The 16,152-nt window shown below is 32.6% G+C and carries 1 protein-coding gene; it reads left to right on the top strand.

From position 1 onward, the window contains the following. Window positions 1-16,061 (top strand): non-ribosomal peptide synthetase (locus COL05_RS15845; protein WP_098669321.1); only part of this gene is annotated, 16,061 nt, incomplete at its 5' end. Between the last annotated feature and the right edge of the window lie 91 nt (window positions 16,062-16,152).

The following is a 16,152-nucleotide window of genomic DNA, read 5'->3' as shown; positions in this document are numbered from 1 at the left end:
ATAAGGAACTTATGGTGGAGCTACCTTTACGACAAATCTTCCAAACACCTACTATAAAAGGAATTGGAGAATATATTGACTCTACGAAAGAAAGTGTATATGCATCGATCAAAAAAGTAGAAGAACAGGATTATTATCCGCTCTCATCTGCCCAAAGAAGACTCTACATTTTAAACAAAATAGAGGGTAGCGGAGTATCTTATAATATGCCTTTCGCTATGAAAATAAAAGGTGATTTGGATGTTCATCAGCTTGAGAATGCATTCTATAAACTAATCGAAAGACATGAGGCTTTAAGAACTTCTTTCGTAATGGTAGATGGTGAACCAGTTCAAAAGATTGAAAAAGAGATAGATTTCCAAGTGACGTATAGAGAAATGGGTACCAATAAGCTAGATGATATGATTAATGGATTTGTTAAACCATTTGATTTGGAGAAAGCTCCTCTTTTACGGGTTGAAATCATACATGTTACAGATGATGAGCACGTGGTGGTATTAGATATGCATCATATCATTTCAGATGGAGTTTCAATGAACATTTTAAATAGAGAGCTCTGTAAACTGTATGAAGGGAAAGAGTTATCCCCATTGGACCTACAGTATAAAGATTATGCAGTATGGCAAAAAGACTTGTTTACTCAAGAGGAAATGAAGAAGCAAGAAGAATATTGGATAAATGTTTTTAAAGAAGAAGTACCTATTTTAAATATGCCAACAGATTATAAAAGGCCGCCGACACAAAGTGTTGAAGGGGCCCGAAGAAGTTTTGAAATAGATAGTGAGTTGACAAAGAAGCTTAATAGAATTGCAAAAGAAAATGGGGTTACCATGTATATGCTTCTGTTAGCTGGATATACAACTTTACTTTCAAGATATACGGGTCAAGATGATATTGTGGTAGGATCTCCAATTGCAGGAAGAGGCCATCATGATTTTGAAAATATTGTCGGAATGTTTGTGAATACCCTTGCGATGAGAAATTATCCAAATGAAGATAAAACATTTCGTAATTATTTAAGAGAAGTAAAAGAAAATGCATTAAAGGCTTATGAAAATCAAGATTATCCTTTGGATGAATTGGTTGAAAAGCTGGACTTACAAAGAGATATGAGTAGAAGTGCATTATTTGATACGATGTTTGTGCTACAAAACTTAGATACCTCTAATGAAGAGATTAAAGGGTTAAGTTTTGAAACATATGATAGTGAACTTAATATAGCAAATTTTGATTTGACATTATCAGCAGTAGAAACTAATAACATCATAAAATTTGATTTAGAATATTGTACAAAATTGTTTAAGAAAGAGACAATAGCTAAAATATCAGAGCACTTTGTTAGTATTTTAAGAGAAATTACTAATAATCTGGAAGTTTGTTTAGGTCAAATAGATATGCTTTCGGGAGAAGAAAAGCACATTCTTTTGAATAAATTTAATGAAACTGATATAGATTATCCAAAGAATAAAACCATTTATCAATTATTTGAGGAGCAGGTAGAGAGAACTCCAAACAAGGTTGCCGTAGAATTTGAGGGGCAACAAGTTACTTATAAGGAGCTCAATGAAAAATCCAATCAAGTAGCTAGATTACTTTATGATAAGGATGTTCATCCAGAAATGATTGTAGGAATTATGGTGGAACGTTCTTTAGATATGATTGTCGGTATCATGGGGATATTAAAATCAGGGGCAGCGTATTTACCAATAGACCCTGAATATCCTGAAGAGCGAATTAAATATATGGTAGAAGATAGTAACACAAAGTTCGTATTAACGCAGACTCATTTATACGATAAACTTCATTTTATCAATAATGAATGTATAACTAAAATCTCAATTGATGATGAAACAATAAAAAATCAAGAGCAAATTAATATGGAAAGGCGTAATAATAGAAATGATTTAGCCTATGTCATTTATACGTCTGGTTCCACGGGTTTACCAAAAGGGGTGTTAGTGGAACATCATTCCTTAGTCAATTTATGTAATTGGTATGTAGATTTTCATAAAATAACAGAAAGAGATCGAATTACAAACTATTTGAAAGTCTCATTTGATGCATCTATTGGAGAAATTTTCCCTTGCTTAATCACCGGAGCTACTTTGCATGTTTTAGGCAAAGATATTAGGCTTGATCTAGATAAATTAAATGAATATATGAATAGTAAAGACATAACAGTTGCAACATTCCCATCTAAGGTAAGTGAACAATTTATATTACAAGATAATCATTCTTTAAGAATGTTAGTATCCGGTGGCGAAAAGTTAATTTTAAATAAGAATACCCGCTATCAGCTTGTAAATGCCTACGGTCCAACCGAAAATACAGTAGTAACTACAAGTTTCTTAATGAATAAAAATGATGATAATATTCCAATTGGAAAACCGGTGTATAATACTAAAGTTTATATAGTTAATAAGTATAATCAGCTTTGTCCAATTGGAGTAACAGGAGAGTTATGTATATCTGGAGTTGGATTGGCAAGAGGTTATTTAAATAATCCAGCTTTAACTGCCGAGAAATTTGTGGAAAATCCTTTCGTCAGTGGGGAAAAAATGTATCGTACAGGTGATCTTGTAAGATGGATGCCTGATGGAAATGTTGAATTCATAGGAAGAATTGACCATCAAGTAAAAATACGTGGGTATAGAATAGAACTTGGTGAAATAGAGATCCAGTTGTTAAAACATCAAGATATAAAAGAGGTCGTAGTAGTAGCAAAAGAGGATAAGGAAAATCATACGTATCTAAGTGCTTATATTGTGTCTGAAAAAGCAATATCTTCAGCCAAGATAAGAGAATTTTTAGAAAAGGAACTCCCTGATTACATGATTCCCTCTTATTTTGTTCAACTTGACCAGTTACCACTTACATCAAACGATAAAGTGGATCGAAAAGCACTTCCAGAACCAGATAGAAGTAGTCAATCAGGGGTAGAATATGAGGCACCAAGAAATGAAGTTGAAACACATCTTGTTGAGATTTGGAGGGATATCCTAGGCATAGAGGATATAGGGATAAATCATCATTTCTTTGTATCAGGTGGGGATTCTATTAAGGCTCTGCAAATTGTGTCCAGGTTGTCTAGAATAAATCTTAAGTTAGAAGTGAAAGATCTATTTGCAAACCCTAAAATTAAAGATCTTAGTAAGTATGTAAAAAAGCAAAACAAACGGTTAAAACCTTATGAAATAGTTACAGGAGAAGTAATATTATCTCCAATTCAAAAATGGTATTTTGAGAAAAATAAAGAAGAACTAGATCATTTTAATCAATCATTTATGCTATTTAGGGAAGATGGATTTGATCAAAAGAGAATAGAGAGAGTCTTTAATAAGATATTAGAGCAACATGATGCCCTTAGAATGATTTATAGAGAAAATGATGGAAAGATCATTCAGTATAATAGAGGCTATAAGGATAACCTCTTTGATTTATACGTTCATGATGTTGAGGGAGTAGAGAATAAGGAAGAGAAAATATATGAATTAGCGACAAATATCCAAAAGAAATCTTCCATCAAAAATGGTAAACTTGTTAATCTTTGTTTATTTAAAACGAATCAAGGTGATCATCTGCTTATTACCATTCATCATCTTGTAGTAGATGGAGTATCATGGAGAATAATATTAGAAGATTTTGAAACTCTATATTCTCAGGATTTAAGAGGTGAGAAGTTAAACGTTGGATTCAAAACTGAATCCTTTAAAGAATTTTCCTCTAAGCTGAGGGAGTATGCTAGTAGCAATAAATTATTAAAGGAAAAAGAGTATTGGCAAGAGATAGCAAATACTGAAGTTGCATTTATACCTAGAAAAAAAGAGCTCAAAAGTGACACATTCGAAAATAGTAAAACAGTTAGTATTTCTTTAAATAAGGAAAAGACTATAAGTTTATTAAGAAAATCCAATAGAGCATACAATACAGAAATAAATGACATATTGTTAACTTCCTTATTATTAGGTGCTAGAGAGATAACAAGTGAAAATTGTATAAAAATAAATATGGAGGGACATGGAAGAGAAGATATCTTAGAAAATGTAGATATTAGTAGGACTGTAGGTTGGTTTACAACTATGTATCCAGTACTTATAGATTTAGGCAATGAGACCGATCTTGCTACTAATATAAAAATGGTAAAAGAAATTTTAAGGAAAATTCCTAACAAGGGAATCGGATTTGGTATACTAAAATATTTATCAAAAGAGAAGTATCTATTAAATGAACAAAAAGCACCAATTTCATTTAACTATTTAGGTGAAATGGATAATGATGTTAACAGAAATGAATTTTCTGAATCAAAATTTTCTTATGGGGAAACAATTGGAGGAAAGATTTCAAGAAATAATTCGATAGAAATCAATTCGATAATTATTAATAATGAATTGGTTATAAATACTACCTTTAATGAGCTAGAGTTTGATGAACTAACAATCAGGAAATTAAATGATAAGTTTAAAGAAAGTCTTGAAACTATAATTGATCATTGTGTTAGTCAAATAGAGGTGGAAAAGACGCCTTATGACTATGGGGATACTAAATTAACTCTAAGTGAACTTAAGGATATTAAAGAGAAGTATAAAGATTTTGAAATTGAAAAGATTTACCCGTTAGCAAATATGCAAAAGGGAATGCTGTTCCATGCTTTGGAAAACAAAAATTCAAAAGCATATTTTGAACAAACTGTCATGGATATAACAGGATACATTGATGTAGAGATATTAAAAACAAGTTTTAATAAAATCATGCAAAGATACGAAATACTAAGAGCATCATTTGAATATGAAATAGTTGAGGAGCCTAGACAAATAATAATAGCGGATAGAGAAATAGGTTTTCAATATTGCGATATAAGTGAAAGAGGAACTATAGAAAAAGAGTTATTCATAAAAAATTATAGAGAAGAAGATACAGAAAAGGGATTTAACTTAAGTAAAGATACTTTAATGAGAGTATGTTTGATTAGAACAGATGAAAACTTATATAAATTGGTATGGAGTCATCACCATATTTTATTGGACGGTTGGTGTCTTGGCATCGTATTAGGTGAGTTATTCACTGTATATGGAAAATTAATAAATGGTGAAGAATATGAGTTAGAAGAAACGAAACCTTATAGCGATTATATAAAATGGCTGGAAGAGCAAGATAAAGAAGAAGGTAAAAGTTATTGGGAGCAATATTTAGATGGTTATGAAGAGAAAGCGCAAATACCAAAATTACAGATTACTAAGAATAATAGTGAGTATTTAAGAAGAGAAAAAGTAATTGAATTTTCGAACGAACTAACAAATAAGATTACACAGCTTGCTAATAGGAATAGCGTAACCTTTAATACAGTATTCCAGAGTATTTGGGGTATTATTTTGGCGAAGTATAACAATACAGACGAAGTAGTATTTGGAACTATTGTATCGGGAAGGGAAGCACCAGTAGACGGAATTGAAAAGATGATTGGTTTATTTATTAATGCCATTCCAACTAGAATAAATCTTGGAAAGAATCAGAAGTTTAAAGAGGTTTTAACGGTTGTACAGAGTGAAGCTATAGCTAGCAATAATTATAACTATATGAATTTAGCTGAAGTTCAAGCAATGAGTAAATTAAAGAATGATCTTATTGATCATATAATTGTGTTTGAGAACTATGCTGTTGATAAACGTATTGCCGGAAATGAAAAAATGGATATAGGTTTTGAGGTAGAAGATATACATGCAGAAGAGCAGAGCAATTATAGTTTTAGTATTGCTGCAACTCCAGGTGAGAAGTTAAATTTAGTTTTAACTTATGATGGCAATATTTATGATGACAAAATAATAGATAATATCGAAATGCACATTAAAAAAGTAACTGAACAAGTGATTGCAGATGAGAATAAGAAAATAAATGAAATAGACATAATTGCAGAAGAAGAAAGAACAACTTTATTGTATGAATTTAATGATACAAAAGTAGATTACCCAAAAGAGAAGACGATCCATCAATTGTTCCAAGAACAGGTAGAAAGGACACCTGAAAATATTGCAGTTGTGTTTGAAAATAAACAATTGACTTATTGGGAACTTAACGAAAAATCTAATCAAGTCGCTGCTCTGCTAAGAGAAAAAGGTGTGAAATCTAATACTGTGGTTGGTATTATGGTTGAACGTTCGATTGAAATGATAGTTGGTATGATGGCGATATTAAAAGCCGGGGGAGCATACCTTCCAATTGATCCTGAGTATCCAGAGGATAGAAGAAGATATATGTTAGAAGACAGTGGTATAGAAATATTGTTAAAACAAGAAAATAAACATGTAGATTATGATTTAACTTGTATTGATATAAATGTACAAAAGATTAAGGATAGATTTACAGAAAACTTGCCTAGTCTAAATAAGTCCTCTGACATGGCTTATATAATATACACTTCAGGTTCAACTGGAAAACCAAAGGGTGTTATGGTGAATCATAAATCTATTCTCAATACGTTATGTTGGAGAATAGAATCATATCAATATAGTGAAAGTGATATTACGTTACAGATGCCTTCTTTCTCTTTTGACAGCTCTGTTGAAGATATTTTTACTACTTTGCTTTCTGGAGGTAAATTAATTTTAATAGAAGATATAAGAATGAATTTCAGTAAATTTATAAATATTATTCAAAATAATAAAGTAACTAATTTGTTAGCTGTTCCAAGTTATTATAATAATCTATTAAACACTATTGATAAGCCTTTAGTAGATTTGAGATTTGTGACAATTGCAGGTGAAGGTTTTAATGAAAATCTAATTACAAAACATTTTCAGAAAATGCCTCACGTAAAATTGTTTAATGAATATGGTCCAACAGAAAATAGTGTTTGTTCTACAATATGTGAATTAAAACAGGAAGATCAGAAGGTACTTATTGGTAAACCAATAAGTAATAACAGGGTTTATATCCTTGATATGGAAAATAATTTAGTGCCATTAGGAGTTGCAGGTGAACTTTGTGTAAGTGGGGAAGGTTTGGCACGTGGTTATTTAAACAGACCAGAGCTCACAGCGGAGAAGTTTGTTCCAAATCCATTCATTCCAGGGGAAAGGATGTACCGGACAGGAGATCTTGCAAGGTTATTGCCTAATGGGAATATCGAATTTTTAGGTAGAATTGACCATCAAGTGAAAATTCGAGGTTTCAGGATTGAACTTGGTGAGGTAGAGAATCAACTTTTGAAACAGAAAGAGATTAAAGAAGCCGTTGTCATCGCAAGAGAGGATAATAATGGTCAACCATATTTATGTGCTTATTTTACGTCTGAAACACGTAAGAAAGAATCTAAATTACAAGAAATTCGGAAGGATTTGGCGCAAGAGCTTCCAGAGTATATGATTCCTGCGTTTTTCGTTCAGTTGGATAAACTACCACTTACAGCAAATGGAAAAGTGGACCGAAAGGCCTTACCAGAACCTGATGAAAGTGCAGTTGTGGGAGTAGAGTATGAGGCACCAAGGAATGAAGTCGAAGAAAGACTTGTATCCATTTGGCAGGAAATTTTAGGAGTAGAAAAAATCGGTATCAACCAGCATTTTTTTGAAATAGGAGGTCATTCTCTTAAAGCAACTACGATGGTTTCTAAAATCCATAAGGAACTTATGGTGGAGATACCTTTACGACAAATCTTCCAAACACCTACTATAAAAGGGATTGGAGAATTTATTGACTCTACAAAAGAAAGTGTATATGCATCCATCAAAAAAGTAGAAGAACAAGATTATTATCCACTTTCATCTGCACAAAAAAGACTCTATATTTTAAACAAAATAGAGGGTAGCGGAGTATCTTACAATATACCGTTCGCCATGAAGATAAAAGGTGATTTGGATGTTCAGCAACTTGAGAAGGCTTTCCATAAATTAATCGAAAGACATGAAGCTTTAAGAACTTCTTTTGTAATGGTAGATGGTGAACCAGTTCAAAAGATTGAAAAAGACATAGATTTCCAAGTGACGTATAGAGAAATGGGTACCAATAAGCTAGATGATATGATCAATGGATTTGTTAAACCGTTTGATTTGGAGAAGGCTCCTCTTTTACGGGTTGAAATCATACATGTTACAGATGATGAGCACGTGATTGTATTAGATATGCACCATATCATATCAGATGGTGTATCAATGGGGATCTTTACACAGGAATTAGCTGAGTTATACAACGGGAAAGAATTATCTCCATTAAGCATTCAATATAAGGATTATTCTGTATGGCAAAGAGAATTGTTTACTCAAGAAGAAATGAAAAAACAAGAAGAGTATTGGATGCATGTATTTAAAGAAGAAGTACCAGTACTAAATATGCCGACAGATTATAAAAGACCGCCAATTCAAAGTACAGAAGGTGACCTTGTACATTTTGAAATCGATAGTGACATATATGTTAATCTTAAGAAGATGGCGAAGGAACATGGTGTGACGCTGTATATGCTTCTGTTAGCTGGATATACAACTTTACTTTCAAAATATACGGGGCAAGAGGAAATCGTAGTGGGATCTCCAATCGCAGGAAGACCTCATGATGATTTGAAACAGATTATGGGTATTTTTGTTAATACTCTTGCAATGAGAAATTATCCAAAACGAGACGTTTCATTCCAGGATTATTTAAAAGAAGTTAAAGAGAATGCTTTAAAAGCCTATGAAAATCAGGATTATCCATTTGATGAATTAGTTGAAAAATTAGATTTAAAGAGAGATATGAGCAGAAGTGCTTTGTTTGATACAATGCTCGTCTTACAAAACTTTGACTATGATGATTTTGAAATACAAGGTTTAACTTTCTCACCATATCAAATGAAGGCGCATGTTTCTAAATTTGATTTAACACTTACCGCTGTTGAAGAAGAGCGTAGTATCACATGTGTATTAAATTACAGAACTAAATTATTTAAGAAGGAAACTGTAGAAAGATTAGCTAAACATTTAATCCAGGTTTTTAAAGAAATTATTGAGAAGCCAGAACAAAGCATTCAGGATATTATGTTGCTTTCAGAAGAAGAAGTGCAGATGCTATTGCAGGATGATAAAGATACAAAAGCTGATTATCCGAAAGATAAAACAATTTCACAATTATTTGAGGAACAGGTGAAACGAACACCTCACCATGTAGCCGTGGTATTTAAAAATCAGAAACTTACGTATCTGGAACTGAATGAAAGAGCGAATCAAATGGCAAGGTTGCTTCAAGAAAAAGGAGCAAAGCCAGGGATAACAGTAGGTATGTTAGTGGAAGAATCTCTTGAAATGATTATTGGAATTATGGCCGTATTAAAAGCAGGAGCTACTTACTTACCAATAGATCCTGAACAACTGGATAAAAGAACGAATGTCATTTTAAAGGACAGTAATGCTAGCCTATTGATAGTAAAAGGAGAAAGGAAAGAAACTCTCCAATTTAATGGAGAAGTAATCTCCATGGAAGATGATTCTATAAAAGAGAGGGATACATCAAATTTATTAGTCAATTATAAATGGAATCATAATGCGTATATCATCTATACATCAGGTTCGACTGGTACACCTAAAGGTGTATGTGTTCAGCACAACAACGTTGTAAACTACATGACTTGGTTTACAAAGGAAGCGAATCTAAAAGAAACAGATAAGGCAATGTTAGTATCTTCCTATGCATTTGACTTGGGCTATACAAGTCTATATTCATCACTTTTAAATGGATGTGAACTGCATCTCGTTACAAAAGAAGTATATACTAATGCTCAGAAAGCATTACAGTATATAGAAGAACAAGGGATTTCTTATTTGAAATTAACACCGTCTCTCTTTAACGTCTTGGTGAATGATCCGAGTTTCTCAAATAATCAGAGCTGTAAAACTTTGAGATTAGTCGTGTTAGGTGGAGAGAAAATCAATCCAATAGATGTTGAAACATTCTATACACATTACCCAAATCATGCGGTAATGAATCACTATGGACCTACAGAGGCGACAATTGGTTCGGTATATCAAGTTATTGACTATGATACAATGGTAGCTTTCAAAGAATGCCCTGTGATTGGAAGACCAATTCAGAATATGAAGGCTTACGTAGTGGATCAACAAATGAAACTTGTCCCAGAAGGTGTTTATGGTGAATTATGCTTATCAGGAGATGGCGTAGCAAGTGGATATTTAAACAGAGCAGATTTGACAGAAGAAAAATTTGTTCAAAATCCGTTTGAACCAAATAAAAAAATGTATCGGACAGGGGATCTTGCTCGAAGACTATCAGATGGTAGAATTGAGCTTGCAGGTAGGATTGACGGTCAAGTGAAAATAAGAGGTTATCGAATTGAAACAGAAGAGATTAAGCGTCATTTAGTTAAACACGAACAAATTAAAGAAGCATTCGTGATTGACCGAGAAGGTCAGGACGGAAGAAGATATCTATGTGCATATATTACGTCCCAGAGGGACCTATCATTTGAAGAATTAAGAGCGTACTTAAAAGTAGAAATCCCTGAATACATGATTCCATCTTATTTTGTTCAGATGGAGCGTATTCCACTTACGGCAAATGGAAAAATAGACGAAAAAGCCTTACCAGAGCCTGATGTGAGTAAGGGAGTAGATTATGAAAAACCAAGAAATCAGGTAGAAGAAAGACTTGTGAAGGTATGGGAAGATATATTAGGAGTCAAGCCAATTGGGATTAGCCATAACTTTTTTGCTTCGGGTGGAGATTCTATTAAAGCTTTACAAATTATCTCACGTTTATCACGAGAAGGTATCACGTTAGAGATGAAAGATCTATTTACCTATCCGGAAATCAAGTTTTTAAGCAACTATGTCAATATTGAGACCATACAAGAAGGCTCTTATGAAATTGAAACAGGAGATGTGTTGCTCACTCCAATCCAAAAAGCGTATTTTATGAATGGAAAAGAAGATGTAAATCATTATAATCATGCAGTTATGTTGTATAGGAAAGATGGATTCCGAGAGGAAATGATACAAGAAGTTATGGAAGCAATTTTTGTACATCATGATGCTTTACGAATGATTTATAAAGAGGAGAATAATGAAGTACTTCAATTTAATCGAGAAGTGGAAAAGAATCAATTTGGTTTTTATGTTTATGACGTTTCGAGAGAAGATAATCCAGATGTGAAAATTCAAGAACTTGCGACAATATTACAGAAGAAAATTGATATACAAGAAGGACCTCTTGTAAATGTAGCACAGTTTAAGACGAATGTTGGAGACCATCTGTTACTTATTATTCATCACCTTGTGGTGGATGGAATCTCTTGGAGAATCCTATTTGAAGATTTTGCACTTGGATACAGCCAGCTAATGAAAGGCGAACCAATAGCGTTTTATCCAAAAACGACTTCTTATAAAGAGTATGCTACTCAGCTCAACGAGTATGCTAAGAGTGCAAAAATCCTTAGAGAAAAGCAATATTGGGTGAACACATTAAAGGATAATGTTAACTTTTTAGAGAAAAAAGAGGAAGTTGGACTATTCCGATATGAGGATAGTGATACTTTTAGTACCGCTCTCGGAATAGAGGAAACAAGCCGATTGTTAAGAGAAACAAATCAAGCATATCATACTGAAATCAATGATTTACTGATTAGTGCTCTTTTAATAGCTACAAGGAGAGTAACTGGTGAAAATAAAATTAGGATTAGTCTAGAGGGCCATGGTAGAGAACGGATTATAAAAAATGTAGATATTAGCCGAACAGTTGGATGGTTTACAACCAAATATCCTGTATACATCAATTTAGGAGATGAAAAGGACCTTTCAATGACTATTAAAACAGTGAAAGAGTCTCTTAGAAGAATTCCGAATAAGGGAATAGGCTATGGGGTTTTAAAACAATTGAGTGGAGATTCAGATTTATGGAATATTGAACAGCCACCTATTCTGTTTAATTACTTAGGTCAAATGGATGCAGATCTCAATAATACAATCTTTTCTTCTTCTTGGATATCGGCAGGAGAGTCGATTGGGGGTAAACATACAAGAGAAACACCTATAGAAATGAATGCTATTGTCTTAGATGGAAAGCTCACTATTGATACGACTTATAATACAAAAGTATATGCAGAGGATGTCGTAGTGGAGTTTACAGAAGCTTTCAAGGCTGCTCTTCGTGATGTAATCCATCATTGCATTTCTAAGGAACAGGCTGAAAAAACACCATTTGACTACGGAGACAAAGAATTAAGCTTCGAACAACTAGAGGAAATCAAGGCGAAAAATAGGTGGGGAGAAATAGAAAAGATTTATCCATTAGCTAATATGCAGCAGGGTATGCTATTCCATGCATTAGAAGATCCACAATCAGGTGCATACTTTGAACAACTTGTCATTGATGTCAAAGGGTTTATTGATGTCAATTTATTCGAGGAAAGCTTGAACGATATTATGAAAAGACATGAAATCCTTCGGACAGCAATTGAATATGAAATTACAGAAAAACCAAAAAATGTAATTATAAAAGGTCGAAAGATTGGCTTTAGATACCGAGATATTAGACAGCAAGGAATAGATCAGCAAAAAGAAAGTATAACAACCTACATTGAACAAGATCGAGAAAAAGGTTTTGATTTTAGTAAAGATGTCTTAATTAGACTGGAACTTATTCAAACTGATGATAAGGCTTATACAATTATATGGAGTAATCATCACATCTTGTTCGATGGATGGGGCAGAGGTATTATTTTGGGAGAATTGTTCCATATCTATGGAAACAAACAAGTAGGACAGTATCCTAATTTAGAAGAGCCAAGACCATATAGTGATTATATTAGATGGTTAGGAGAACAGGAAAAAGAAGAGGGAATTCAATATTGGAAACAATATTTAGCAGGATATCAAAAACCTGCGAAAGTTCCATCGTTCAAAATTGATAGTACAAGAGAGTACCATGGACAAGAGACGCTCATTGAATTTTCAAGGGAATTTACGAAAAAAATGACTGAATTGGCTAATCAAAATAATGTTACGTTAAACACTGTGCTACAAACTTTATGGGGGATTATTTTAGCCAAGTATAATCATACAGACGATGTTGTATTTGGTTCTGTCGTTTCTGGTAGAGATGCCAAAGTAGCTGGAATTGAAAAAATGGTTGGATTATTCATTAATGCAATTCCAACGAGAATTAATATAAAAGAACAGAAGAGCTTTAAAAATATTTTAAAAGAGGTACAGCAACAAGCAATAGAAAGCCAAGCATACAACTATATGAATCTTTCAGATATACAGTCTCTTAGTGATTTGAAAAGGGATTTAATTGATCATGTAATGATTTTTGAGAATTATGCACTTGATGAACGTTTACTTCAGGAAGAAGAAAGTAAGAGTAGTTTCGTGTTTAAGGATATTAAAGGGATTGAACAAACCAACTATGGATTTACAATAGTTGTCGTTCCTGGTGAACAGCTTGTTCTCAAAATATCATATGATGGAAATCTCTATTCAGAAAAACTCATCCAGAACATAGCAAATCATCTGAAAAATGTTATAGACCAAGTTGTGCAGGATGAACATAAAAATGTGAATCAATTAGAAATCCTTTCAAAAGAAGAAAAGCATTATTTCTTGAATGAGTTTAATGAAACAAAGGCAGAGTATCCAAAAGAAAAAACAATTCATCGCTTATTTGAAGAACAGGTAGAACGGACTCCAAATAAGGTAGCTGTGGTATTTGATAAGCAGCAACTTACTTATAAAGAACTTAATGAAAAATCTAACCAAATAGCTAGGATACTCCAGAATAAAGGAGTTCAACCAGACACAGTTGTAGGTATCATGCTTGAACGTTCTCTAGAGATGATTATAGGAATTATGGGGATTTTAAAATCTGGAGCAGCATATTTACCAATAGATCCTGAATATCCTGAAGAGCGAATTAAGTATATAGTAGAGGATAGTGGAACAAATATAATACTTACAAAAGGTAAAGATGCAGTGAGGTTAAGCAAAGAAATAGTATTTTTAGATGAAGAGTATAATCATTATTCTACTGAAAATATAAAAGTAACAAGTAATACTAACAATCTAGCTTATATGATTTATACTTCGGGTTCTACAGGTATGCCAAAGGGAACTATGCTGAAGCAACGAGGCCTAGTCAATTATATAACATGGGCAAATAAGGAATATGTCAAAGGAGAGGCCTTAGATTTTGCCTTGTATTCATCTTTCTCATTTGACCTTACAATTACATCATTATTCACACCATTAATTTCTGGAAATAAAATAGTTATTTACAATAATGATGGGGATGAACCAATTATAAGAAAAATCTTTAAGGATAATAGAGTAGGTATAGTAAAATTGACACCATCCCATTTAAGGTTGATAAGAGATATTGATAACTGCAATTCAAGTATAAAACGATTAATAGTGGGTGGAGAAGATTTAAAGACTGAGTTAGCAAGAGAAATTTCAAAAAGTTTCAATCATAATATTGAAATCTATAATGAGTATGGTCCGACAGAAACAACAATTGGCTGTATGATTTATAAATATAGCCTTAATGACGATAAACACATATCGGTACCTATTGGGAAGCCAATTGATAATGTTCAAATTTATATATTGGATGATAATCAAAAGATATTACCAGTAGGAATAGAAGGAGAACTTTATATAAGTGGAGATGGTGTTGCTACAGGTTATTTAAATAGACCTGAATTGACAGCAGAAAAATTTATATCAAATCCATATGTACCTGGAGCAAAGATGTATCGAACAGGGGATCTTGCAAGATGGTTGCCTAGTGGAAATATCGAATTTATAGGGAGAACTGACCATCAAGTAAAAATTCGTGGTTATAGAATTGAATTAGGAGAAATAGAGAATCAAATTCTAAAATTAGATAATATAAAAGAAACAAAAGTTGTTGCAAGAATAGACGGTGAGAATAGTCAGTATCTTTGTGCATATGTTGTTTTAGAGAATAAAGAAAAAGCAATTACTGTTACAGAGATGCGAAGATATTTATCAAAAGAACTTCCAAATTATATGATACCGGCATTTTTTACACAGCTTAAGGAATTACCGTTGACAACAAATGGTAAAATAGATATAAATTCATTACCAGCACCAGATGGAAATGTCAAATATGAATTAGAATACGAACCGCCAAGAAATGATTTAGAAGAAAAAATTGTTAGCATATGGGAAGAGATTTTAAATATCAAAAAAATAGGTATGAATACTAATTTATTTGATATCGGAGCGAACTCTTTAAACGTTATGACATTTGTTTCAAGGATAGTTGCAGAGTTAAACTTTAGAGTACCGTTTAAAGATGTATTTGATAAACCTACAGTCCGAAGTTTTTCAGCGTTCTTAGAAGGTGCAAAAGAAATGTTAAAGGATTATACAGAGGATTGTATTCAACTTAGTAGCTCAACAAGCACCAATAAAAAACTATTTTGTTTCCCACCTGCTGCTTCAATAGGAATAGCATATATGGGGTTAGCAAAGCATATTGAGTCATATTCGGTTTACAGTTTTAATTTTATTAAATCTGAAAATAGAATTGCACAATATGTTAAAATAATAAAAGATATTCAATCAGAAGGACCATACACATTAGTGGGATATTCAGCTGGTGGAATTCTTGCATTCGATGTGGCAAAAGAATTGAATAGACAAGGTTTTGAAGTAGAAAATCTTATTCTTATTGATTCAAAATACCGTACGATTGTAGAACAGAATCTTTATACAGAGGAAGAGTGTAAGAGAGAACTTCATGAAAAATTCAATCTGAAAAAATATAAAGATTTAGAAAAATTAGCTAGTGATTATTTGATAGAATTAATTATGAAGTCTTATATGTATGTACAGAGTACAACAACAAATGGCAGTATTGATGGAAATATAAGTTATATAAAATCAGTAAAAGAAAAAGAAGATGAAAATAATTTACTGTGGGAGAATGCTACTACGAAGAATTTCAGGATAATTCAAGGGTACGGAACCCATATGGAAATGTTATCAAATTCAAAGCTAGATATTCTTAAAAAGAATGCTAATATAATAAACGACATATTGGCGTTTGAAACAGTTTAATTTTTGAGAATTGGCATTTCTTTAAAGAAATGCCAATTTTCTTATTTTGATGACTTATAAATTAAAGAGAATAAGCGCAATAATTTTGGAC

It is taken from the genome of Bacillus sp. AFS059628, assembly GCF_002571225.1.
In the GTDB taxonomy this organism is placed as follows: Bacteria; Bacillota; Bacilli; order Bacillales; family Bacillaceae_G; genus Bacillus_A.
This window is presented reverse-complemented; position numbering and strand designations above follow the sequence as displayed.